Origin of the sequence: Actinomadura craniellae (assembly GCF_003289645.1) — a bacterium.
Taxonomy (GTDB): Bacteria; Actinomycetota; Actinomycetes; order Streptosporangiales; family Streptosporangiaceae; genus Actinomadura_D; species Actinomadura_D craniellae.
On record NZ_QLYX01000011.1, the window covers coordinates 36,182 to 60,733 of the forward strand.

Consider the following 24,552-nt stretch of genomic DNA (forward strand, 5'->3'; position numbering starts at 1 on the left):
TCCGCTCACAGTGACGTGGGCTCGATATCGCATTCGAGGAGTTCTCCGTCGGCGGCGGCACCCACTTCGGGATGGTCGGCTCCGAGTACTCGTCGCAGCGCGGCTATGGGGCGTTCCAGCCCGGTATCGGTCACTTGTCCCGCGGCCCGGCAGATCACCGCGTGATCGTGGGCGCAGGCCAGGGTGTAGGGGTGATCTGGCCCGAAGCTCGAGCGGAAGCGCTCCAGGGCGTGCTTGGAGTGCTCGTACGCCGCGTCCAATTCGCCCAGCAGGTAGAGGTCGTTGGCCAGGCCCACCAAGCAGCAGAGCGCGTAGTGGTGGTCCGGCCCGAGCGGGCTGTCGCTCAGCGCGTCCAGGGCCGCCTGGTCCATGGCCAGCGCGGCCTGGTACTCGCCGAGTGCGCGCAGGGCCAGCCCGAGCCCGGCGGCGCAGGCGTGGGTGAAGGGGTGGTCGGCGCCGAGGACCGTACGATACCCGGCCAGCGCCTCCTCGCCGAGCCGGCGGCTGTCCCGGGCGTCCCCGGTGACCAGACACGCGATCGCCAGGCTGCGCCTGGCGGCGAGCGTGTCGGGATGGAGTTCACCGAATCGCCGCACATGCAGGTCGAGGGTCTCCGCCGCCAGTCGCCGGGCATCCGCGTACCTGCCCAGCTTGCGTAGCGTGCCCGCGTGGCTGACCGCCGCCCGGAGCACTGGGGCGTGGGTGGGGCCGAGCACCTGGCGGCGCTCCTCGATGCTGCTCTGCTGGAGCCACAGCGCCTCCGCGTACCTGCCGAGCCCGTGCAGGTCACGGGAGAGATGGTCGGTCGTGAGCAGGATCGCCGGCTTCCGGCTGCCCGGTTGGGCCTGCAGGCGGCGCAGGGTGTCGCTGTCCACCTCATAGGCCTGGTGGAAGTCGCCGAGTAGCCGCAGGTCTATGCCAACGCTGTTGGCGGCTCGCAGAGTGTACTCATGGTCGTCCTCGTACCGCTGCCGCAGGCGGCGCCAGGTGTCCATGTCGAGCGAGTACGCGTGGCGGAAGTCGCCCCGGAGCCGCAGGTCGGCTCCGAAGCTGTTGGCGGTGAGGAGTGTGCTGGGGTGACCGGGCCCGAGCCGCTCCGTCATCCGGGAAAAGGTCTCCTCGTTGAGCCGGGACGCCTCTCCGATGTCCCCGAGGCTGCGTTGCGCGTTGGCCAGTTCGCGGCCCGCGATGAGAGTCTGCTCGTCGTCCGGGCCGTGCCGGGCGGTCCAGCGAGCCAGGGCGATCTCGGCGAACACCCGGCTGCTCTCGAAGTCACCGGTCCGCCACAGGTAACGGATCTGGTCGATCACCACACCCCACCGGATGCCGGCGTCGTCGCTGTCGAAGACCTCGGCCGGAACGACGTGAGGCGTGATCGCCGCGCGCCGTCCCCAGGTGGTCTCGTCGTCCGCGGGCGCGTCGGGGGTCGCGTCGGCCAGGACCCGGTGCACCTGGTCCCGGACCCGGGCACGGTCCGTCGGGGCGAGCCTGACCCGGAGCATGGTGCGGATCAGCCGGTGCACTTGGAGGCTGACCTCCCCGGCATCGAACCGGGCCAAGGCGAAACGGTCGATGTTCCGCATCTCCGTCTCCAGCATCGCCTCGTCGGCCAGCAACCGGCCGAGCGGGGCCGGCAGTTCCGCGCCCGCGGCCAGCAGGCTCCCGGTCACCGGCTCCGGCCCGAAGAATGCCCACAGCTCGAGCAGCGACCCGGCGCCGGGCGCGTCCTCGCGCAGCCGCTCGAACGTCAGCTCCAACGCGGCCGCGAGGTGCGCGGGAAAGCCCTCAGGCAGTTCGTCCACGGGCAGGTCCGCGAGCTTACGGTCGAAGCGACGGAGGCAGTCCTCGGCGGTCGCGCGGGTCGCGGCCGTCCACGCGGCCAGCTGTTCCACCGCCAGGGGCAGGTCCTCGACCCGCGCCGCCAGCAGGTCCGCCTGCTCGGTCGGCATGTGCGGAGCGTGCCGCAGGATCACGGAGACGCTCTCGTGCCGTTCGAAGGCGCCCACCTGGACCGCGGCCACGGATTCCTTCCACCGGTGGTCGCGCGAGGTGACCAGCACGTGGCCGGTGCGGATCGGGGTGCCCATCGGCCGTCGCTCCGCTTGGAGAGCGACGGGCATGAGGGGGACGAGTTCGGCGGGGTCCATGGCGTTGTCGTAGATCAGCAGCCAGCGGGAGCGCGGTGTACCGGTGCGCAGCGCGTGGAGGACGTTCTCCATGTCGTACTTGATGTCGTCGCTCAGCGGGGTGCCCAGCCGGCGCGCCAGAGCCGCCAATGACGCCTGCGCCGAGGTCATCTGCTCCGCGGGGATCCACCAGATCAGGTCGTACTCGTGCGAGTACCGGTGCGCGTACTCGACGGCGAGCTGGGACTTGCCCTCACCGCCGCTGCCGAGTTCGAGTTGTGGCAGCAGCACCGTGACCGCCTCGTCCAGCTTCGTGCGAACGGTGCGCAGTAAGCCTTCACGACCCGTGAAGCGGAAGTTCCGGGCCGGTACGCCACCCCAGAGCACCGTCTCGGCGAGCTCTCGCGGTGCGGAGGCGGAATTTGCCGGACCGGGGCCGCTCTCGCCGGTACGCGCGCCGGCCGAGGCCGCCCGCCTGGTGCCGGGTTCCGGTGCCGCCGCGGCGAGCTGGCGGGCGACCTCGCCGTACCGCCCGCCCAGCCGGGCCAGCACCCGGGCGGTGACCTGGGCGAAGGGCTGGTCGGGACGCAGGCCGCTCTCGTCCCGCTGGATCGCCTTGAGCAGGGCGGGGAAGTCCAGCGACGACCCCATGTTGGCCCTGACGACATCCCAGACCGCGCGGAGAACGCCCAGGGCCTCGCCGCGATCCAGCCCGCTGAGCAGGACGTCCCGGACACCGTCATGGAACTCGTACTCGACGGCGTCCTGCCCGGCTCCGTCGGCGATGTGCGCTCCGCGCAGCAGGCCGCCCAGGAACACCTCGGCCAGGTGCGCCGGCTCCGGTTCCGGCGACATGGCGTGCTGGACCAGGCGCATCACCGGAAGCCGTAATGGGGCGGCGGCGAGATGGCTCGCCAACCGGAAGGCCAGCGGCGACGAGGCGGCACGGAACCGCATGACCCGTGCCACCGGATCCGGCTCCTCGACACCGGTGTCCACGGGGAGTTCCGCCACCGGGTCACCGGTGAACAGGGCGGCACCGCGCATGTCGCGGTTTCCGATGCCGATCATGCGGGCCCAGGGGCGCAGCCAGCGCGGATCGAGTTCCATCACGGGCACCGGGATACCGGGTGGTCTTTTCGCGCCGCTGTCGAGTGCCCGCGTCGCCAGCAGGTGGTTGGCCGCACCTCGTTGTTTGGCCCCCAGATGCACGGGATGCAGAGCTGCCGCACAACGCCACCACAGCCGCTGGGGCAGCGGTTGCACGATCGCGACCGGTCCAGCCCGGCCCCACCGGTCGAGCAGCGCCGCGGCCTGGCCGTTCTGCCAGGCGGCGCCGATGCAGTCGCTCACCACGAGGATCATTCGCCTGCGGGTGGGGCCGATCAGCTCGTTGGGGTTCCTGGCGGATCCGCCTGCTCCGGTGTGGAGCGGCAGGGCGGGATCGGCGGTGTTCATCCGCCAGACGCGCACGTCGCGAAATGCGCCGAGCTGTTCCAGGATCGCCTGCAGTTCCTCGATCGTCTGCCGCCATATGATCATGGACGGGCCGGTGTCGACGACGAGCGCCAGGTCCAGCCAGCGTTCGGGAGACGGTCGCATGACCGGTTCCCAGACACCCGTCTCCGCCACTTTCCTGGCCGTTTCCCGCTCGTCCAGCCAGCGCCGGGTCGGCGAGGCTCCCGTCACCCGGAGCGGTCGCAGCGCACGGGCGATCAGCAGCGCGTGGGGGATGGCCGGTGGGGCGGGGCTGCGAATGAGATGAGGGGTGGTCGAGTGCTTCCCGGCGAGGTAGAGGCCGGCGTCGGATGCCCGGCCCGGGGATGCCGCCGGCCGGGCCGGTTCGGGGCGGGGAGCGGGAGGAACGTCGGGGGCGAGGGACGTGGGCGGCTCGGGCTTCTCCAGACCGGCCCGTTCGGTACCGGCCGCTCTGCCGAGGTCGGTGCCGGGGCTCGAGCGGAGCCGTTGGGCCAGCCAGAGGGCGTCCGCGATCTCCTCGGCGGTGAGCGGGGGATCGAGCCGGCGAAGGGTCTCGATCAGCTGGGTGATCATTCTGCTCCGGCGCCGTCCAGCGGGCGCATGATCGCGTCGACGAGATCTCTCAGCTTGGCCTCCGGTGGGCGAGTGCCGGAGGTGGCCAGGTAGATGGCGTTGAGCAACTGGTCCGTGGCCAGGTCCCGCTGCGAACTGCGTTCCAGGAAGGCGCGGATCAGGTCCGCGCTCGCCACCGCCGCGGCCTCGCCGAGGTGGGCCTTGACGATGTCCGCGAGCTGCTCCTCGCTCGGCGGCTCGATCACCAGCCGGACGCAGCGTCGCAGGAAGGCCGGTGGGAACTCCCGCTCGCCGTTGCTGGTGATGATGACGATCGGGAAGGCGGTGCAGTGGACCTGCCCGCGCTCCACCGGTACCCGGCCGGTGCCGTCCACCGTCATGACGGAGACCGCGGACTGCTCGTCGGGCAGGCGTTCGAGTTCGGGGATCGAGAAGTACCCCTCCTCGAACACGTTGAGCAGGTCGTTGGGCAGGTCGATGTCGCTCTTGTCGAGTTCGTCGATGAGCAGGACGCGCGGCCGGTCCCGGGCCAGCAGCGCCGTCCCCAGCGGTCCGAGCCGGATGTACCGTCCGATGTCCGTGGTGCCGACCGCCTCGGTCAGGGGGATGGACTCGCGCAGGCTGTTCTCGTGCACCCGGCCGATCGCATCGTAGTGGTACAGCCCTTCGCCCAAGACCGTCCGGCTGGTGATCGGCCAGTAGAGCACCGGTTCGAGCCGCAGCTCGTAAGCGATGTTGTACGCCAGGGTCGATTTCCCGGTGCCGGGTTTCCCGGTGACCAGCAGCGGGCGGCGCAACTGCAACGCGGTGTTGACCTTATCGACGACATCCTCGTTCGCCCGGTAGGAGATCGCGCGCTCCGAGCCGCCAAGCCTGCGGCCCGCGATGGAACCGCTCTGCCCGAACCGGCGCCAGGGCGGTGGCGGCGGCAGGCGATCGAGGCCGCTGTGGGGCTCGCTGTCACCCCGGTAGATGCGCCAGTCGCCGTCTTGACCGGTGGATGCCGTGTTCGCGGGGGTCATGGGCTCTCCTGGGATGGTCTTATGCCGGCGCGCTGAGCCGGAGGTATGGCTCAGGCATGCGGTCGGCATCGTCGAAGATCAGTGACAGGTGCAAGCCGAGATGGTCGGCCTCCGCGTCCGCCATCAGCACCGCCTGCTTGCGCAGGGTGGTGACGCTGTCCGGCAGCGCCATGAGACCGGCGTCGAGCAGTTTGCGGAACTCCGCGGCGAAGAGTTCGGGGTCCCAGGGCCGGCGGCACCAGGCGATGATTGGTACACCCGCCTGTACTCCCACCCAGTGCTCGTCGGCGGGGGCGGGATCCTTGCCGTAAGGGGGGAACGCCAGGGCCAGGCACACGAAGTACGGCTCGGACAGCCGGGTGTAAAGCCGTTCATGGTCGGCTTCGCTGGGCTCGTCGACTCGGTAGACCCTGGCGGACTGGGGATTGTCCCTGAGCCAGTTCCACTTGCGGCGCCAGCGGTGATGGAGGGCCGGCTGGCGCAGCCGGTCGAGACTGCGCAACACCACCGGGTACTCGACGCCCAGTCGGCGTGGTACCCCGCCCACCGTGAGCTTCATCTGGTCGAAGTCCTCGTTCAGCAGGCTGCGCGGGAGGACGAACTCGATGACCAGTTCCATCGTGTGCCGGGTGACGACCTGTGGATGCTCGAAAAGGAAGGTCCGCACGAGGGCGGGTAGGTCTTCCCTCGGCACGGGGACGTCGTCGCGGTGCAGGGGCGTGGCGGGCTCGCGGCCGAACTGCAACCAGGCGGTGGTCAGGAACATGTCGTCATCGGCCAGATCGGGGCGGAACTCGATGACGAGGTAGGCGCTGCTCTCCGGAGCGTCCGCCACTTGCGGTGCGATCGCGAGCGGCCACGATTGCTCCAGCCCGAGCCGGGTGCGGATCCGACTGCTCCAGTTCCGGAGCGCGGCGGCGATGGGTTCCCTGGAGTGGCCGGCCAGATCCCGGACGAAGGTGAGCAGAGGGGGCACGCCGTCCGGCCCCACGGCCACTTCCTCCAGCCGGGAGATGACGGAGTCCAGCCCGCAGGCCGTGCTGCGCAGAGGGGGACCGAACGGCCCCACGGCCGCGTGGTACAGGGCCGGGATCAGGGCGGGATGGGCTGTGTTCGTGTGGCTGGCCTCCAGCACCCGGGTGAGTTGCCGGAGCTCCCGGCGTTCGTGGCTTTCGAGGAGGGGCTCGGGCAGCAGTTCATCGACGAGGTCGTGCAGTTCCGCCATGGGCATGCTGCCCCTGTGGAAGCCTGCGATCGCCGTGACCAGTGTGTGGACGGCGCCGGGGTATGCCAGGCACGCATTAACCAGTGCCCACACGTCGTGTCGGTCTTGGTTTTGCCGTTCGACCGGCAGATGAATCTCCAGCTCGTTCTGCACCGTTTGGATCAGGAGATCGCGTGTTCTGCGGTTGCTCATGCTGTTGAGCTGCATTAATGCGTCCACGAGGCGATTCCGATCTTTCATGTTCAGCGAGCCTGTCACCGTTGCGTGCTCTCCTTCCCCACAGGCGCCGGTCAGGGCAGGATAGGGCGGCGCTCCTGCGTCAGGAACGGCAGTGGTAAGTGGTTGTACAAATACAAGGACCGAAACCCTGATTATCGGGCATCTCTTTGTGGGAGCAAGGTTGATGTGAGCTCGGCTGACCGGAGGCCGGTCGTTCCGCAGGGGCGGACGCGAAATGGTGATCGTCATGCCGGTGGCGAGAACCGCGATCGCCATGCGCACTCTGTCGCCGAAGAGCCGGCCGCTCTGTCGGAACGGTCTTAAGTGGGCGATGATCAGGCCGAGGGCGAGGGCTGCGATCACGGTCGTGATGACGCCGACGGCGATCCTCGTATTCAGGTGGGAGATCACATAGCCGCCGCACAGCGCACCGAGTGGAGTTGCGCCCCGAGTGAGGAGCCCGTTGACGCTGGAAACCCGTCCCATCAGGTGATCGGGAATCGAGGTACTCATGAAGATGCCCAGAGCCACGTTCATGTTGGCGCCCATGAAGCTTGCTCCGGCCCAGGCCGCTATCCCCGCGTACGGCTGATCGTTGACCAGAACCGTCAATGGCAAGGTGATCCAGAAAATGGTGCACAGCACCACGACGGACGAAGGGGAAACGTGCTTGAGTACCTGCGGTGCGAAGAACGATCCCAACGCGCCGCCCAGGCCTGTCGCCGCCAGAAGGGTGCCGATCAGCCAGCTTGGGATCTGCTGAGCCTCCACCTGGACCATGAGCAGCAGAAAGATCGTCTGAAAGCAGAAGTTGCTGATGGTGCAGACGAAGACCACTCTTCGGAGGTAACCATGCCCCCAGAGCCAGGTCATGCCCTTGAGTAGTCCTTTTCCCGGAGGGAAAGTGTGGTCAGTGGATCGATTTCTTTCCGGCAGGAAAGACTTCGTCTTCAGGCGTAGCAGTGTGAAAATCGAAATAAGGCTGCAGAGTATGTCCAGGGCGAACGGGAAGGACCGGTCTAATCCGTAGAGCGCGCCACCGGCCGGTCGGCCTAAAATAAATGCGCAGTGTCCTCTTGATTCGTTTCGTGCCATCGCCCACTCTAGGTGTGGTTTGGGGACGATGCGTCGGATGATCGTGAGTTCTGCGGTATTATAGAAAGTGGTCAATGCACCGTCTGCGAAAGCGGCGAGGATCAGTAATTCTGGGGGTGGGTCCTCGATCAGGAGAAGGGTGAGGACCATCGCAGCGGCGACGAGGAGTCGCGCTCCCTGGCTGATGAGCATGATCCTGCGTCGGTCAAAGTGATCGACGACGATCCCGGCAGGAATGTAGAAGAGGAGGCCGGGCAGGGTGCCGGCGGCGGTGACCCACCCGGCGAAGACTGGCGATTCAGTCAGGTACAGAGCCAGTAACGGGCCCGCGATCGTCGTGGACATCGTGCCCAGTTGTGCAGCGGCGGTCCCGCGCCAAAGGAGCCTGAAATCGCTCAGCCAGAGAGATGCCTCAGGGCGCTCCTCGCTGTCGAGGGAGGCCAACGTCGGAGCTCCCCCTAGCCGGCGATGACCGATCGCGACGTTGGTGGCTCAATGCGAATAGGGGATTTACTGATCCAATGCAGACGGATCCATGCATTCAGCTACCAACAGCCAAAAACGGACGAATATTATGTCTTGCTAAGCTTTATGCTGGCCGATCAAGCTGCGCCCCTGCGGGCCATCGGGGGCCTGCAGGCGATATCGCACGCGGCATATTACCGATTCGACTAGCATAGCCGCAGCCTGGTACTCCAACGTTAATATTAATTTATATGCACGGCAATATCACAATGTCCTCGTCTGCGGGGTGTCGCTGCCCCGATTCGTGATAGGGGCGTGGTCATTGTGCGAGAAGTATCCGGTTTGCGGTGTCGCGCTGTTGGGGCGGCAGCGGCGGGTGTTTGGCGCTCACCGCCTGAGTGGCCAGCCTGGCGGCGGCTTCGGGGTCGCCGCCGAGTTCCCGTACGCGCGCGGCCCGTAGCAGCATGGGCCCGTTGTCCGCATCGTCCATCACCACGCTGCTGAGTTCGGCCTGGGCCGTGTCGATCTGGTGCGACATGGCGAGGGCGAGCGCCCACGCGGCCCGGGTCGACGGGCGAGCCTGCCGGTCGACCCGTTCGAGGTCCCGCAGCGCGGACTCGGCGTCCCCGAGGTCGGCCAGGATCTCTCCCCGGACGCGCAGCGCCTCGGGCGCGTTCCCATCATGGCTGAGGACGCCGTTCAGTACCGCCAGCGCGGCCTGCGGATGCCCCGCATGCCAGAGCGCTACTCCCAGGCCGGTCTGCACGGTGAGATCGTGCGGCACCCGGCCGGCCGCGGCCCGCAGTTCCGTCACGGCTGCGGTGGCGCCGCTCTCCTGTGCCAGTTTGAGCCTGCCGACCGCGGCCAGCAGGCGGCCGACCGCGGTGGTGTCGTGCAGTGTCTCGAACATTTCGGCGGCCCGGTGATAGCACTCGGCCGCCGTTTCCCCGTCGCCCTCCTCGTGCGCGATGTTGCCGAGGAAGGATTCGGCTTCGGCTCGGATCCGTAAATCACCCTTGCCGCAGGCACGGATCGCTCCTTCGGCATGGTGCCTGGCGAGCTCCGGATTTCCTTCCGAGAGGGCCAGGCCGGCGGCTCGCAGCCGGGCGGCGGGGCCGGGCCGGCGAACCGGGCCGGGCCGGTCCCCGAGCTTGCGGACCGGGTTGGTCAGCCGGGGGTGCTGGAGTTCGTACCAGCGCTTTTCCGAATGCCGGTGGGCTTTGATCACGTGACGATTCTCCAGCGCCCGCAGCACGGTGTCGGAAACATTGTGCGCCTCTCCGGCGGCCTCTTCGACATCGTGTCGGCCGTCCAGGCCGACGAACGCAGTCCGGAACCAGGAGCCGAGCTTGCGTGGTGGCAACCGGTGGTCGGCCGCGACCGTCGCGAGTTCGTGCGCGCAGAATCCGCCGAGTATGTGATCGATTTCCAGCACGAGCCGCTCGGCGGGCATGTCACTTCCGTAGGACAGCTCAGGCCACAACTCGGCGCAGACGAGCTGGAGCAGCGTGGGGTCGACGAGCGGGCCCGCCGCGATCCTGCCGCCCGAGGAATCCCGCAGGGTGCGGAGTTCGTCGACGAGCAGCTCCGCGGTCCTGCCATCGAGCGGACGACCTGTCTCGTTCGGTGGCCTCAGCACCGCCTCCAGCGCGTGCTCCCGCTCGAGGGGGGCGAGCGCGTACCGGGTGGTATGGGCGGCGTCCAACCGTTCGGTGAACGCCAGCGCCTCGGGGAGGAGGTCGTCGCGCACGGAGATGAGGAGATGAAGGTTCGGCTGTCGGACGAGGGCGTGGTGGAGCCCTTCCAGGAACCGTTCGTTGCACCGTCCTCCCCGGGGGGATTCGCGGAACATCAGTTCGGCTTGGTCGATGGCGGCGAAGATGCGGGCCGGTGAGCCGAACCGGTCCCGCCGCGTGCGCCGGCGGAAGACATCGGTGACCGAGAGGTCCGAGACGCGGGTCGGTGTCTCGTCCGGGAACCACGAGGAGAGCAGGGCGAAGGTCAGGGGGTCCTGCTCGGACAGCGCGGCCATGGGGAACGAGGACCTGTGCCCCGGGTGGGCCACGGGTAACACCCGGCTCCCCTCCGCCGCCAACCGCGGAATCGCTTCGGCTTGGAGCAGTGAGGTCTTGCCGACACCGGCCGGGCCGTGCAGGAGCGTGATCCGGTGTCCACGCCAGCGGTCGACGATCTCCTCTGTTTCACGATCTCTGCCGTGGAACAGGTGCCTGTCATCGGAGGTGAAGGGACGGAGGCCCACATAGGGCGCCGGATACCGATAGTGGGTTGGCGGAGTAACGGTCATGGGCGGTCTCCGGATGCCGATGCGCTGGCCACCGGGTGCCGTGAACGGTGACGTGGTTCAGTGCTTGAGACGTTCCTCCGGCCGTGCGAGTTTTCGCCCGGCCTTGAACTCAAGCCGAGATCCGGTACCACGTTGAACTCCGCAGAACTCCCAGTGCCTGACCGCGCCATTCTAGTGGAGTGATGGTCAGGGAGGCGGCGGAGAAGGTAAGGAAACTCGTGGGGGCGGCCGAATTCGGCAACCCGCCCTATATTCGATCTTGGTTTCGTCGATCATCTCTTGGTCGAGATTGATCGCGAAATCTACCTGCTGTCGAACCTGGCGAACTCCTCCTCTGTCGACATGTCCGGGGCCAGTACTTCGAGCAGTACACCCCCGCCGATCAGGGAGTCGAGCTTTTCGACCTCGTGAAACTGAACGCCGGAGAGGTCGATGAGGTCGATGGAGTCGTCCAGGGTGGTGACGGGCTGCTGTGACATGTGTTCTCCAATGTTGAGCCGGTGGAAGATCGTCTGAGCTTCGTTCCCGGGCGCCAGCGTCATTGGAGGCGCGCTATGGATGTCATGAAGATTTTGGCAGATCGTTTTCATGTGCGCCATAGGGTGGTTTGTCGCTGCTGTTGACACAGTGTTGCAACATTTTTACTGCGAGTTGTGGACGGCCCGAACCTGGCTGTTCGGGGGCCGTATCGCGGGAAAGCTGTAGTTTGTGGAATCTGACGCAGAGCTGGTTCATGGTTTGGTTTGTACTGGCAGGCGATGGAGAAACAAGCGGTCCCCGGATTAGGATGACCGCACCGGCCGGAATTCGTCGGATCCCGGCTGTTCCTTGATCGAGCAGGTCGTGGAGGCGGTTTGCGTGGCTGTTCCCCAGACGATCGGTACCGGACAGCCACGAGGACGTGGCCCCGAGGTGTGGGGAAAGATCCCGCCCCGTAACAAGAACTTCACCGGCAGGGAGGACCTGCTGGCCAAGCTGCGGAAGGGCATCGCCGACCAGGTGACGGCGGTGGTTCCGCACGCGCTGCACGGCCTCGGCGGTGTCGGGAAGACACAGATGGCGGTGGAGTACGCCTACCGCTACCGCGACGACTACGACCTGGTCTGGTGGATCCCCGCGGACCAGCCCGTCCTGGTCCGCTCCACGCTCGCCGGACTCGCGCCGCATCTCGGCCTGCCGTCGCCCACGGCCAGCGGGATCGAAGACGCCATGTACGCGGTCCTCAACGCCCTGCGGCGCGGCGATCCGTATTCCAAGTGGTTATTGATCTTCGACAACGCGGACCAGCCGGAGGAACTCAATGAGATCATTCCGCAGGGGTCCGGGCACGTCCTGATCACCTCGCGCAACCACCGCTGGGACGGGGTCGTGGACACCGTCGCGGTGGACGTCTTCTCGCGCGAGGAGAGCGTGCAGTTCCTGGGTAAGCGGGTACCGAGGATCAGCGGTGGCGACGCCGACCGGCTCGCCAAGGAACTGGGCGACCTGCCGCTGGCCCTGGAACAGGCGGGAGCGCTGCAGTCGGAGACCGGGATAGCGGTCTCCGAGTACCTCAGGCTGCTGGAGGAACGCACCGGCCAGCTGCTCTCCGAAGGCAAGCCGACCGAGTACCCGGTGTCGATGACGGCGGCCTGGGGGATCTCCGTCACCAGCCTCGCCGAGAAGCTACCCGAGGCGGTCGAACTGCTCCGGTACTGCGCGTTCTTCGGACCGGAGCCCATTCCGCGGGACGCGTTCAGCCAGTTGCGCCCTGGTCTCGACCAGCGGTTCGCCGACCTGCTCGCCGATCCGATCCGGCTGACTCGCGCGGTCGCCGAGCTCGGGCGCTACGCGCTGGCGCGCATCGACTCGGCCGAGCGCACCATTCAGGTACACCGGCTGATTCAGGCACTGGTGCGCGAGGAACTGCCCGAGGCGAAGCAACGGCAGATCGGGTCAGAAGTGCATCTGCTGCTCGCCGGGTTCGCGCCGTCCAGCCCGGCCGACCCCAACCAGTGGCCCCGGTACCAGAGCCTGCTCGGGCATATCGAGCCTTCCGGGGTCGCGGGCAGCCGCGACCCCGATGTGCGCGAGCTCGCTGACAACTTCGTGCGATACCTGCACCGGTCGGGGGACTTCCCGTCGGCGCGGTCCTTCGCCGAGCAGTTCATCGAGCAGTGGACCAAGGACACCGGCGAGCACGACCTCAACGTGCTCGACCTCCAGCGGCAACTCGGCAACATCCTGCGCGAGCTCGGCGAGTACGGGGCCGCGGCCGAGCTCGACCGGCAGACCCTGGCGAAGCTGGAGTCCACCTACGGCTCGGACCACAAGAGCACGTTGCTGACGCTCAACGGCATCGGCGCCGATCTGCGCACGCACGGGGAGTTCCTGGCCGCCCGAGACCATGACGAGAACTCGCTCGGCCGCTACGAGGAGATCTTCGGGAAGAGCGATCTGATCACGCTGGGCATGGTGAACAGCCTGGCCCTCGACCTGGCTCTCAGCAGCGACTACCAGGGGGCCAAGAAACTGCACGAATCGGCGTACATCGCGCACCTCGCCCTGGCGCAGGGCGAGCCGAACTTCGACAAGGTGAGCCTGCTGGTCGCCTGGAGCGGTCTCGCCCGCGCGGTGCGCCTGTGCGGCGACTACGCCGAGGCGTGCGACCTGGGCGAGGACGCCTACGCCTACGGGGTGAGCGATCTGGGGGCCGACCACCCGTGGACGCTGCGCACCGCGAAGGACCTCTCGATCGCCTGGCGGCGGACAGGTGAGTTCGACCAGTCGCTCGACCTGGCGCAGGACGTCCACGCCCGCTACGTGCGCCTGTTCGGCCTGGACCATCCCGACACGCTGGCCGCCGCGATGTGCCTGGCGAACATCCAGCGGACCACGGGACGGCTCGACGACGCGCTCGAGCTCGCGGCGGACACCGTCCAGCGCTACCCGCGGATCTACGGTCCGGAGCACCCCTACAACCACGGCTGCGCCGGAAACCTCGCCCTGCTGCGCCGGGTCTTCGGCGACGCGCGGGAGGGGCGGGAGCTCAACGAGAGGGCCCTCGTCGGCCTGGAGGCCAAGCTCGGCCGGGACCACCACTACACCCTGACCGTGGCCACCAACCTGGCGAGCGACCTGGCCGCCCTGGGCGAGTTGGAGAACGCGTGCCGGCTCGGGCGGGGAACGCTACGGCGGCTGGAACAGCTCCTGGGCGAGACGCATCCGATGGTGCTCGTCTGTGCCGCGAACCTCTCGGCCAACCTGCGGGACAGCGGCGAAGAGGAGGAGGCGGAGACCCTGTTCCAGCGGGTCCAGGACGGCTATGCCCGCACCCTGGGGCTGGAGCACCCCGATGCTCGGGTGGCGCTGGAGCGGCGATACCTGGACTCCGACTTCGACCCGCCGCCGAACTAGTCCTCGTTGCGCAGCCGCCACTCGGCCCGGTGCCGGTCGGCGGCGTCCTGGGCCCGGCGCAGAGCCGCGGCGGGCACCGGTTCGCGGCTCCACGCGCACAGCGTGCGTTCCGTCTCCGCGACGAAGGACCGGCCGGCGGGGGTGAGCCGCCCGCTGCCGGCCAGGGTCCGGGCCGCCTGGTGGGTGGCTTCCTGCCAGCGGGCGAAGTGGCCGTGCGCGGCCAGCGCCCGCTCCCCGGCCTCGTGCTCGCGCTGCGTGCGCCAGAAGCCGGTCACCCCCAGGTGGGCGTAGACGCCCTGCAGCAGCCCGGCGGCGGGTCGGGGGTCCTCCCGCCAGGGCGCGTAGTAGCGGCTGCCGTCCTCCGGCAGGGTGAGTGGGACCAGGTCGAGCAGCGCCGTCAGCTTGGTGTGCTGCACCTCGTGTGCCAGCGTCTCCGCGAACCAGAGGGGGTCGTGGGGCGCCGACAGCCCGATGTTGCCGAAGGCGTGCCGGGGGGTGCCGCTGGCCTGCCGTCCCGGTGCCGCCACGAGCGGGGTGAGTACCGTGATCAGCGCCGCCACCTCGGCGACGGTGGTTCGGTGGTGGGCGACCAGGATCTCCCAGGCTTCGGTCAGCGACGCGCGCCAGCGCTCGACCTCCGGCCCGGCCAGCCTGCACCCGGTCACGGCCGCGCCGGGCATACGGTCGGGGTCGTGGTCGTCGATCAGGAACCCGATCTCGAAGCCCTCGTGGACGGCACGCAGCGGGCGCAGTGCCTCCCAGCCCGGGGCATCGTGGCTGGGATCGGCCGGAACGCGGACCCGCGTCCCGGCCGCGACCACTTCGGCCGCCGTCCCGTCCGACCGGACGAGCGCGGTCTTCCCGCCCGGCACGAGCGCCCGGCCGAGGGCGGGGAGCACCACGGCCCCGTCCCGGACCGGGACCTCGATCTCACCGGGCAGTCCGGCCGCGATCATGGCGGCCGCGGGGAGCGCGGCGAGTTCGCCGGGATCGGCCGCACCCCGCGCGCGGCCCATCAGGACGAGCAGGGTGCGCCGGGCCCAGGCTCCGACGGTCGGGTAGCGCACGACCTTCTCGACCGTGTCGGGCGCCTTTTCCTGGAGTTCCGCGAGCGTGGTGAAGGCCCGTTCCGCCCAGGCGGCTCGCGGGTGCCCGGCGGAGCCGGCCGTCTCCGGCACGCCGCGCAACAGCAGCAGCCGCTTGCCGGCCTGCGCGGCGACGAGCTGCCCGGCCGCCGCCGGCCCGCCGCCGCCCGCCGCCAGTGCCAGGAAGAGTTCTTCGGGCACCGCGCTCACGGGAGGTCCGCCTCGGCGGCCTTCTCTTTCAGCGTCGCCACGTCCCTCGCCATCACCTGGTGGATATGTGTGATCAGGCGGAAAAGGTCTTTGCAGTACACCGAGGGATTGGCGAAACCGTGTCCGGAGCGGTAGCGGTGAGGATACAGGCCGCCCCCGCAGACGCGATGCAATCCGCAGGAGAGACACTTCTCGGACAATGCCCGGACTCCGATCTGCCGGGCCGCGATCGCGGGAAGCATCAGCGCGCTGTCGAACGAGTCACGGGCTATGTGAAAGGCGGTTCTCGTGGCGCCGGCGAAAGCCGACTTCAGCGTGTCGACCTGCTCGATCTGCCCGTTCGTCTCGACCACGACCACGGCCACGGGCGACAGCCCGATCGACTCGCTTCGCGAGGGCTTGCCCACCAGCAGGCGCATGATCTCCATGAACAGCCGGATCCGGGGCTCGGGGACCTTCGAGCCGTACCACCGGTCGAAGACGGCGATCAGCCAGTCCCCGTACGGGGTCGTGTCGCCGGCCGGCCGGCCGGGCGGCGGGGTGTCCCAGTTGCCGTGCGGCAGCAGGAAGTTCATCCCGGGCGGGTCGAAGGCGCGCAGCGCCTCGTAGGTGGTGACGGGGTCGTTGCGCAGGTCGACCGTGCTGAGGAGGCCGCCGAAGAGGTGCCGGTAGGGCGGCGCGGTCAGCACCGCCAGGCCGGCCAGCACCTCCGCATGGCTGCCCCGCCCGTCGGCGCGGCGCCGGTGCAGGTCGTGGCCTTTCTCGTCACCGTCCAGGCTGACCCCGACGCGCACTCCGAGCTCGTCGAACAGGTCGAGGAAGACCGGGTTGAGCAGCACCCCGTTGGTCTGCACGTGGAAGGAGATCTCCACGTCCGGCTCCGCGGCCGCCCGCAGGGTGGAGACGATGTAGCGGATGTGGTCGACCCCGGCGAGCAGCGGCTCGCCCCCGTGCAGGGTCACCCCGATCCGGGAGAGCCCGTTCGTGCGGGCGTGCTCGGCGATCTGGACGGCGACCGAGTCGACGATCGGGCGGGACATGCGCCGGGGCTGGCTGCGCCAGCTCTGGTCGGCCATTTCGTACATATAGCAGTAGTCGCAGGCCAGATTGCAGCGACTATGGATCTTGAGGACGAATTCGCGAAACGGCGTCGGCCGCCAACCGGCCTCCAGCAAAGCGCGGACGTCGAGGGACTCGGGCCACTCGGACGCATGGCCGCCCGGCTCGACACCGAATGCCACGCAGATCTACCCCCAGGGGCGGGACGGGAGCGCGGCGCTGCGCATTATCCGTTTCGCTCGATTATGCACATATATGGAAGATCCTTAAACGTGCATACGGTGATCTCGGTACTGCCCCGTGGCGGTATCGGCCATCTCCGCGGTGACGGCCCACCGTTCGTGGTCGCGCCAGATTCCGTCGATTCGGATGAGGCCGGGTGAATAGCCTTCCAATCGGAACCCCAGCCGGGCCACCAGCCCGCGCGACGCCTCGTTGCCCGGCTGGATGTCGGCCTCCAGCCGGTGCAGGCCGAGCTCGCCGAAGGCGTAGCCCAGGACGAGCCCCAGCCCTTCGGCCATGTACCCCCGGCCCGCCGTGGCGGCGAACGCGCCGTAGCCGAGGGTGCCCCGCTGGTACGGCCCGCGCACGATCTGGCTGATGTTGATCAGGCCGGCGATCGCGCCGGTGTCACGCAGGCAGGCGACCAGGCCGACCGCCTGGACCCCGTCGAACCGGGCCAGGTAGTCCGCGAACTCCTCGGGGGTGGCCGGCGTGTGGATCCACGGCCGGTGCAGGTCCGCGCTGGCGCGGGCCAGGGCGGTGAACTCGGTGCAGTCCTCCGAGACGACGCGCCGCAGGACGACCCGACGGCCCTGCGCTACGGGATGTGCCCTCACCCGACCAGAACCTACGGCAGGGGTGGGGCGCCCCGGCCTGGATTGTGCGTACTTTTCCGCACTACGGGATCGGGTCGGCGAAAACCGGCATGGACGGGATCAACCCGATCTAGCCTTGCCCCGAGGGGCGGCTTCCTGCCTGAGGGGTACGGATGGGCGAATCCGGAACACGGGTGTGGGTCGGCGGGGACGTGCACGGCCCGGTGGTCGTGGGCGACCGGAACATCACCGTCACCGGGGACCGGTCGGTGGTCACCGTCGTCGAGGCGGGCCGGCGGCCGGAGCCGCGGCTTCGCGGCGACGCGACGCTGCTGCCCAGGCGGCCGGAGGGGATGTTCGGACGCACCCAGCAGCTCGGGGTGCTGGCCGAGGTGGTGTCGCGGGGCGGGTCCGTGCAGGTGCACGGCGAGGCCGGGGTGGGCAAGAGCACCCTGCTGCGGGAGGCCGCGCACACGCTCTCCGGCCAGGGGCGGACCGTGGTCTACGTGCCCACGACGGGCCGCGACGCCGAGGACGTGCTCCAGGAGGTGTTCGAGGCCTGCTACGACACCGGGGGCTACCGGCCCGGCCGCACCGAGCTGCGGCGCCTGCTGGCCGCGGTCGAGGTCTGCCTGCTGGTCGACGACCTGGAGTTCCCGGCCGGGGAACTGGAGCTCGTCATGAACACCGTGGCCGCCGCCACGGTGGTGTTCACCGCCCGGGAGCCCTCGCCCTGGAGCGAGGGGCAGGCGTTCCAGCTCGCCGGGTTTGCCCGGGACGACGCGTTCGCCCTGCTCGAACGGGGCCTGAACCGCCCGCTCTACGCGCGGGAACTGCCCGCCGCGCAGGCACTGTGGGAGGCGACCCGGGGGGTGCCGCTGCGGCTGGTCCGCGCCGCCGCCCTGGCCGGCCGGCCAGGCGGGACGGGCGAGCTGCCCAAGCCGGCCGAACTGGACTCCCTGCTCCCGGCGATCGTCGAAACCCTCGACCCCGCCGAGCGGGACGTGGCCGCGGTGCTCGCCCTCGCCGGGGCGAACGGCGTGGACGGCCGGGCACTGGTCGCTCTGGTCCCCGACGGTCTCGCCGCGGCCTGCCGGCGACTCGCCGCGTTCGGCGTGTCGGTGCCGACCGAGCGCGGGCACCGGCTCGCCCCCGACACCGGGCCCGAGCTCGCCGACGCCTTACGGCCCGCCCCGGCCGAACTGGCGGCCCTCGCCGACCGGCTCCGCGCCTGGTTCGCCGAACCCGACCGGGAACCCGCCGACATCACCGAGCACGCCGGGCTGGTTGCCGGGCTGGCCGACGCGCTGGTGGCGGCCGACCGCGCCCGGGACGCCGTCGCCCTGACCCGGGCCGCGGCCCCCCGCGCCGCGCTCGCGCTGCGCATGGCGGCCTGGGGGCGCATCCTCGACCGCGGCAAGGCCGCCGCCGAACGCGCCGGCGACCGGCGCGGGCTGGCCTACTTCACCCACGAACTGGCCGTCCGCGACCTGGTCACCGGCCGCCGGGTCGCCGCCGCGGCCGGGATGGCCGCGGCCGTCGCGCTCTGGCGCGAGCTCGGCGACCACGATCAGGCCGACCTCACCGAGCAGACCCAGCAGGCGCTCGACCCCGGCCTCACCGCACCCGACCCGGTCACCGCCGACCCGGGCGCCGCGGCCCCCGACACCGCGAGCATGATGTCGCCGCCGGGCACGGGCGGCGTCGAGCACGCCGGCATCGCCGGAGCGGGGAAGGCGGGGCTCGGGCTGACGGGCAAGCTCGTCCTCGGCGGCGGCCTGGTCGCCGTCGCCGCGGGAGGCACGGCCTTCGGCCTGCGGACGGCGGGCGCGGACACGGTGCCCGTGCACCTGCGGGTGGACACCGGCGTCATCAGCGTGCAGATGCCGGGCGAGCCCGAGGGCCGCTGCGTCCGCGCCCCCAGCCGGACGAACTGCACCACCGTGATCAAGCCGGCGAAGGGGAAGCGCGGCCCGGTCGCCGTGCAGCCCGACGGGCCGCTGCCCACCGGTGTCCGCTTCGTCTACTACGGCTGCGACCAGGGCCCGGCCGCCGCGTCCTGCACCGTCCGGGCCGACCGCGAGAAGACCGTCTGCATCACCACCACCAGCCCCCGGGACGCCTCCGCCCGGCAGGAGTGCGCCCGGCGGACCCCGCCCGGGCCGAACGCGCGGCCCGCCCCGCCCACGGGCGTCCCGCTGGAGGTCATCGTGGCCGCCGGCTGGGCCGCCGGGGTGTCCATCGACGTCCCCGGCCAGCCGTACTGCCCGAACACCCCGGCGCGCGGGGCGGTGGTGTTCTCCTGCCGGTTCGTCGTGCCGGCCGGTACGACGGCCCGCCTCACGGCCCGGCGAAGAGACCGCCACCCGACCCTCGCCGACCACCTCCAGGACACCGGTTCCGTACGGCTCGCCCTCATCGGCTGCGACGACATCTCCAACCCCCTGGAAACGCCGGCCGTCGCGACCTGCACCGTCACCGTGCGCACCGGCAGGGTGCTCTGCCTGGAGGAGACCGGGATGCGCAACATCTGTTCCGCCGTCGCCGCCGGCCAGTGGCCCAAACTGCCGGCCACCCCGCCACCCGGGTTCACCCCCGGCCCGTACAGTTCACCGCCGCCCGGCTGACGGACGGCACAGGAGGTACAGCGATGCCGCAGGACACACCCGACCGGGACCGCATCTACATCGGCGGTGACGTCCGGGGGTCGGTCGTCATCGGCAACCACAACGTCACCGTCAGCGGCGGGGAGCCCGTACAGGTGGCGCCCGAGCGGCCCGCCGCGCCCGGCCCGCCGGCCGACCCGCTGCGGGCGGGCGACCCCGCTGAGGTGGGCGGTCACCGGCTGGTGGGGCGGCTGGGCGAGGGCGGCATGGGACGGGTGTACCTGGGCCGCACCCCGGGCGGGCGGATGGTCGCGGTGAAGGTCGTCTGGCCGCGGGTGGCGCGCTCGCCGGGGTACCGGCAGCGGTTCGCCCAGGAGGTGTCGGCGGCCCGCAGGGTCGGCGGTTTCCACACCGCGCAGGTCGTGGCGGCCGACCCCGACGCCGACCTGCCGTGGATCGCCACGGCCTACATTCCCGGGCCGTCGCTGGACCGGGCGGTCACCGAGCGCGGGCCGCTGCCGGTGGCCGAGGTGCGCGCGCTGGGGGCGGGCCTGGCGGAGGGGCTGGCCGCCATCCACGCGTGCGGTCTCGTCCACCGCGACCTCAAGCCCGGGAACATCCTCCTGGCCGACGACGGGCCCCGGATCATCGACTTCGGGATCGCGCGGCTGGACGACCGGGCGGGGCTCACCCGGCCGGGCATGGTTCTGGGCACCCCCGCCTACATGTCGCCGGAGCAGGCACGGCGGGAGCCCGTCGAGGCGCCGAGCGACGTGTTCTCCCTCGGCGCCGTGCTGGCCTTCGCGGCCCTGGGCGACGATCCGTTCGGCCCGGACGGCCCCGAGACGGCGCCGGATCGGATCGCCGGCCTCGACGGGCTGCCCGCCGGGCTGCGCCGCACCGTCGAGGCATGTCTGGCCCCCCGGCCCGCCGACCGGCCCGGCCCGCGGGACCTGCTGGCCGCCTTCGCGTAGCGGGGAAACGCGCTCGGCCACGGGCCTCGCGCCCGGGTTGTCGTGCCCCTGACAAGCCGGTCCGGGCAATCCGTTCCCGCGACGGTAGTCCCGGCCCGCCGGGCGCAGGAGGGTGTGACGGCGCCGTGCCGTGCCAGTGCTAAGGAGTCGTGCCATGCCCCACTCCCCGTCCGCCCGGTCGTCGGCCCTGGTCGCCGCGTCCGCCCTGGTCGCCGGAACGCTCGCGGGTGTCGCGTTCGCCGCCCCGGCGCAGGCCGCCGAATGCAAGCCGGTCAGCATCATCTCGGCGCGCGGGACGTTCGAGCCGCAGAGCGGAAGCTGGCTGCAGAAACCGGTCGGCGACCAGATCGCCGCGGCGCTGCCGGGCCAGACCAAGTACACCGAGTTGCCGTACCCGGCCGCGCCGAACTTCGACACCAGCCCCGCCGCGGGGGTGACCGCCCTGGTCTCGCTGCTCAACAGCGAGGCGGTGGCCTGCCCCGACCAGCGGTACATCCTGATCGGCTACTCCCAGGGCGCGCAGGTGACCGGGGACTCCCTCGTCCCGCCGGCCAAGCGCCTGGCCGGGCAGGGCGCGGGCGAGGTGTCGGCCGCCGCGTCGGCCAGGATCGCCGCCGTCGTCTTCTACGGGAACCCGCGGTTCGTCGCCGGTGAGCCGTTCAACGCCGGGAATCCGGAACCGGGCAAGAGCGGCGACAAGCCGCGCGGCAAGGGCGACCTCGACGCCTACGCCAGCCGGATCAGGGACTTCTGCGCCGCGGGCGACTTCGTCTGCCAGCAGGGCGGCGGGGTGCTGGCCCACCTGCTCTACTTCTTCAACGGCACGGTCGCCGAGGGCGCGCGGTTCGCCGTCCAGAAGATCAACGGCTGAGCGAGCGGCCCCGCCGGCCCGGCGGGGCCTTCTCGTGCCCCGCCGGGCCCGAGGAGGCCGGGCCCGGGGACTTTGGAGTTCGCCCTCGGCTGTGCCGCGCGATGGCACGCCGGGAACGTCGTGAATTGCTACCGTTGCGGCGTGCTGGTAGGCCGGGAAGGCGAGCTCGAACGCGTGGCCGGGCTGCTCGCGGCGGCCCGGGCCGGGCGCAGCGGCACGCTGGTGATCCGGGGCGAGGCCGGCATCGGCAAGTCCGCGCTGCTCGACCAGGTCATGGCGGACGCCGGGGACATGCAGGTCGTCCGCGGGGTGGGGATCGAGTCCGAGAGCGAGCTGCCGTTCAGCGGGCTGCACCTGCTGCTGCACCCGTTCGCCGATCGCTTCGCGGCGCTGCCGGGGCAGCAGGCGGCGGCGCTGCGGTCCGCGTTCGGCCTCGCCGACGCCCCGGTGCACGACCGTTTCCTGATCGGGGCGGCCACGCTCACCCTGCTGTCGGAGCTGGCGGGGGACCGGCCGCTGCTGTGCGTGGTCGACGACGCGCAGTGGCTGGACCGGGCGTCGTCGGACGCGCTGTTCTTCGCGGCCCGGCGGCTCACCGCCGACCCGATCTGCATGCTCTTCGCGGTCCGCGACTCGGCCCGGCCGTTCCCCACCCCGGGCATCGACGTCCTGCGGCTCGACGGGCTGGACCGCGCCACCGCCGCGGACCTGCTGGACGCCCGGCTGCCCGGCCTGACCGTCCCGGTGCGGGAGCGCCTGATGGACGAGGCCGAGGGCAACCCGCTCGCCCTCACCGAACTCGCGGACGCGCTGCGCGCCGAGGGGGGCGCCGGCCCGTCCCAGGTCGGCCCGCTGCGGGTCACCGCCCGGATCCAGGACTCCTTCCGCGGCCGGCTCGCGGGGCTGCCACCGGCCACCCGCCTGCTGCTGGTGGTGGCCGCCGCGGCCGGCACCACCGACCTGGGCGTCGTGCTGCGCGCCGCCGACGTACTCGGCGCGCACGCGGCCGACCTCGGCCCGGCCGAGGAGGCCAGGCTCGTCGTGCTGTCCGGGGACGAGATCAGGTTCCGGCACCCGCTGATCCGGGCGGTCACCTACCAGAACGCGGCCCACCACCAGCGGATCGCCGCGCACGACGCCCTCGCCGGGGTGCTGACCGCCGCCGAGGACGCCGACCGCCGGGCCTGGCACCTGGCCGCCGCCGTGACCGGCCCGGACGAGAAGGCGGCGGCCGAACTGGAGCGGGCCGCGCGCCGGGCCGGGCACCGCGGCGGGACGGCCGCGGTCGCCGCCGCCTACGAGCGCGCGGCCCGGCTCAGCACCGACCGGGCCGGCAAGGCCCGCCGGATCGTCCACGCCGCGCGGGCGGCCTACGACGCCGGCCAGCCCGACCGGGCGACCCGGCTGGCCACCGAGGTGGCGTCCCTCACCGACGAGCCCGCCGTCGTCGCCGAGGCCGTCTACGTCCGGGCGCAGGTGGAGTACGAGCGCACCTCGCCGGTCGCGGACGCGGCGCTCGCGCTGGAGGCGGCGGCGCTCGTCGCCGGGACCGACCCGGAGCGGGCCGTGTCCATGCTGACCGAGGCCGTCTGGTCCGCCCGGGACGCCTGCGCCCACGACCTGCTCCGGCGCGCCGTCGAACTACTCGAATCCGTCCGCCTGCCGCCTGGGTCGCCGCCCGCCCGGGTCGCGGCGGGCCTCATCGGCTACGGGCGGCTCGCCGCGGGGCATCCCGGGCAGGCCGCCGCCCCGATGATCGCGCTGGTGGCGGACGCGCGCACCGGAGCCATCGAGGACTTCGTCGAACGCGTCATCGCCGGGTTCGCGGCACTGCTGGTGGCCGACGACGCGGGCGCACTGGCGCTGCTGTCGGCGCTGGCCGCCGAGGCCAGGGGGCAGGGCGCGCTCGGCTGGCTCCCGTACGTGCTGGAGCCGCTGGCGATCGCCGCGTTCTGGGAGGGCGACCTGCGGGGCGCGGCGGCGTCCGCGGCGGAGGGGATGTCGCTGGCCGCCGACCTCGGCATGGACATGCAGGTGACCGCGATGAAAGGGGTGTCGGCCTGGCTGGCGGCGGTGTCCGGGGACGAGGCCCGGTGCCGGTCGCTCGCCGCCGAGGTGCTCGGGCACGCCGACCTGCACCCCACCAACGCCGCGCTGGCGTCCTGGGGGTTGGGCCTGCTCGACCTCGCCGCCGGGCGCGCCGCCGCGGCCGTCGAGCACCTCGACGCGGTGTGCACCGGGCCGGCCCGGCACGACCTCCTCCTGCGGGCCGTCCCGGACCTGGTGGAGGCCGCGCTGCGCGCCGGCCGGCCGGACCTGGCCCGGGACCGGTTCGCCGCCTTTGCGGCCTGGGCCGAGCCGACCGCGAGCCCGGTGGCGGCGGCCCTGGCCCTGCGCTGCCGGGCGCTGCTGGACGAGGGGGACGAGGCGGACGGGCACTACGCCGCCGCGCTGGCCCGGCACCCCCACCGCTCCTACGACGCCGCCCGCACCCGGCTGGCCCACGGCGCGTGGCTGCGCCGCCGGCGCCGCCGCCCGGAGGCCCGCGAGCAACTGGTCCTGGCCCGGGACGCCTTCGCCCGGCTCGGCGCCGAGGGCTGGGCCGAGCGGGCCCGGGCCGAGCTGGAGGTGCTCGGGGACCGGCCGGTCGCGCGCGCCCACGACGCGGACGTCCTCAACCGGCTGACACCGCAGGAACTGCAGGTGGTGCGGCTGGCCGCGGCCGGCCTCAGCAACCGGGAGATCGGCGCCCAGCTCTACCTGAGCCCCCGCACGGTCGGCCACCACCTGTACCGGGCGTTCCCGAAGGTCGGCGTCACCCGGCGGATGGAACTCGCCCGGCTGGAGCTGTGAGCCGTATCCGTCAACCGACTTAGCCGGGCATGGCCGCCGGTCGTGCCCGCCCGTCCGGTGGCGGGCCCGCCCACCTGCCCGGACGCCGATGATCGGCGGTTCCCGAACGCCCGTCGCCCGACCGATGCGGGCCGTGCCGCGCCAGTCCTAGCTTCGGGTGCATCGAAACCG

General features: G+C 71.2%; 13 protein-coding genes. 5 read left to right on the top strand and 8 right to left on the bottom strand.

The window, feature by feature from the left end:
* Positions 1-5: 5 nt before the first annotated feature.
* The 5 genes from fxsT (DPM19_RS22575) to DPM19_RS35395 all read right to left on the bottom strand — a co-directional run bounded on the left by fxsT (DPM19_RS22575) (position 6) and on the right by DPM19_RS35395 (position 10,988).
* Entirely contained in the window at positions 6-4,178 is a 4,173-nt protein-coding gene (gene fxsT, locus DPM19_RS22575; RefSeq protein ID WP_111869994.1) for an FxSxx-COOH system tetratricopeptide repeat protein, read from the bottom strand.
* On the bottom strand, positions 4,175-5,200 hold the full coding sequence (locus DPM19_RS22580; protein ID WP_111869995.1) for an AAA family ATPase: 1,026 nt from the start codon (positions 5,198-5,200) through the stop codon (positions 4,175-4,177). The genes fxsT (DPM19_RS22575) and DPM19_RS22580 overlap by 4 nt, the downstream gene beginning before the upstream one ends.
* 19 nt (positions 5,201-5,219) lie before the next feature.
* Positions 5,220-8,183, bottom strand: a complete 2,964-nt coding sequence (locus tag DPM19_RS22585; RefSeq protein ID WP_158566853.1) for an MFS transporter — start codon at positions 8,181-8,183, stop codon at positions 5,220-5,222.
* Between the two features lie 340 nt (positions 8,184-8,523).
* Complete coding sequence (locus DPM19_RS22590) at positions 8,524-10,509, bottom strand: nSTAND1 domain-containing NTPase (protein ID WP_325050274.1); 1,986 nt, start codon at positions 10,507-10,509, stop codon at positions 8,524-8,526.
* Between the two features lie 302 nt (positions 10,510-10,811).
* The gene (locus tag DPM19_RS35395; protein ID WP_158566854.1) at positions 10,812-10,988 is read right to left on the bottom strand and encodes a hypothetical protein; all 177 of its coding nucleotides are present in this window, start codon (positions 10,986-10,988) and stop codon (positions 10,812-10,814) included.
* 379 nt (positions 10,989-11,367) lie between these two features.
* On the opposite strand from DPM19_RS35395, the gene fxsT (DPM19_RS22600) reads away from it, so the two are divergent.
* Complete coding sequence (gene fxsT, locus DPM19_RS22600) at positions 11,368-13,905, top strand: FxSxx-COOH system tetratricopeptide repeat protein (RefSeq protein WP_233510650.1); 2,538 nt, start codon at positions 11,368-11,370, stop codon at positions 13,903-13,905.
* On the opposite strand, the gene DPM19_RS22605 is transcribed toward fxsT (DPM19_RS22600), so the two are convergent.
* The 3 genes from DPM19_RS22605 to DPM19_RS22615 all read right to left on the bottom strand — a co-directional run bounded on the left by DPM19_RS22605 (position 13,902) and on the right by DPM19_RS22615 (position 17,098).
* Positions 13,902-15,200, bottom strand: coding sequence for an HEXXH motif domain-containing protein (locus tag DPM19_RS22605; RefSeq protein WP_111870000.1), 1,299 nt, complete (start codon positions 15,198-15,200; stop codon positions 13,902-13,904). The two genes, fxsT (DPM19_RS22600) and DPM19_RS22605, sit on opposite strands and share 4 nt — an antisense overlap.
* Positions 15,197-16,441 (bottom strand): FxsB family cyclophane-forming radical SAM/SPASM peptide maturase, encoded by a 1,245-nt coding sequence (locus tag DPM19_RS22610; RefSeq protein ID WP_407642570.1) that lies wholly within the window; start codon positions 16,439-16,441, stop codon positions 15,197-15,199. Before DPM19_RS22610 ends, DPM19_RS22605 begins: the two co-directional genes overlap by 4 nt.
* A gap of 84 nt (positions 16,442-16,525) precedes the next feature.
* Entirely contained in the window at positions 16,526-17,098 is a 573-nt protein-coding gene (locus tag DPM19_RS22615; protein WP_111870001.1) for a GNAT family N-acetyltransferase, read from the bottom strand.
* 152 nt (positions 17,099-17,250) lie between these two features.
* Here DPM19_RS22615 and DPM19_RS22620 point away from each other — a divergent pair, with 152 nt between their 5' ends.
* The 4 genes from DPM19_RS22620 to DPM19_RS22635 all read left to right on the top strand — a co-directional run bounded on the left by DPM19_RS22620 (position 17,251) and on the right by DPM19_RS22635 (position 24,381).
* Positions 17,251-19,704 carry an ATP-binding protein gene (locus DPM19_RS22620; RefSeq protein ID WP_146778952.1) on the top strand — a complete coding sequence of 818 codons (2,454 nt, stop codon included), beginning with the start codon at positions 17,251-17,253 and terminating at the stop codon, positions 19,702-19,704.
* A 23-nt stretch (positions 19,705-19,727) separates the two neighbouring features.
* Entirely contained in the window at positions 19,728-20,657 is a 930-nt protein-coding gene (locus DPM19_RS22625) for a serine/threonine-protein kinase (protein WP_111870003.1), read from the top strand.
* A 154-nt stretch (positions 20,658-20,811) separates the two neighbouring features.
* The gene (locus DPM19_RS22630) at positions 20,812-21,528 is read left to right on the top strand and encodes a cutinase family protein (protein ID WP_111870004.1); all 717 of its coding nucleotides are present in this window, start codon (positions 20,812-20,814) and stop codon (positions 21,526-21,528) included.
* A 141-nt stretch (positions 21,529-21,669) separates the two neighbouring features.
* On the top strand, positions 21,670-24,381 hold the full coding sequence (locus tag DPM19_RS22635) for an ATP-binding protein (RefSeq protein WP_111870005.1): 2,712 nt from the start codon (positions 21,670-21,672) through the stop codon (positions 24,379-24,381).
* The last annotated feature ends 171 nt before the right edge of the window (positions 24,382-24,552 follow it).

Excerpts from the sequence above, each read along its gene's own strand:
- DPM19_RS22620 (WP_146778952.1), top strand. The coding sequence starts at position 17,251 with ATGGGCGAATCCGGAACACGGGTGTGGGTCGGCGGGGACGTGCACGGC.
- DPM19_RS22630 (WP_111870004.1), top strand. The coding sequence starts at position 20,812 with ATGCCCCACTCCCCGTCCGCCCGGTCGTCGGCCCTGGTCGCCGCGTCC.
- DPM19_RS22625 (WP_111870003.1), top strand. The coding sequence starts at position 19,728 with ATGCCGCAGGACACACCCGACCGGGACCGCATCTACATCGGCGGTGAC.
- DPM19_RS22590 (WP_325050274.1), bottom strand. The coding sequence starts at position 10,509 with ATGACCGTTACTCCGCCAACCCACTATCGGTATCCGGCGCCCTATGTG.
- DPM19_RS22580 (WP_111869995.1), bottom strand. The coding sequence starts at position 5,200 with ATGACCCCCGCGAACACGGCATCCACCGGTCAAGACGGCGACTGGCGC.
- fxsT (WP_111869994.1), bottom strand. The coding sequence starts at position 4,178 with ATGATCACCCAGCTGATCGAGACCCTTCGCCGGCTCGATCCCCCGCTC.
- DPM19_RS35395 (WP_158566854.1), bottom strand. The coding sequence starts at position 10,988 with ATGTCACAGCAGCCCGTCACCACCCTGGACGACTCCATCGACCTCATC.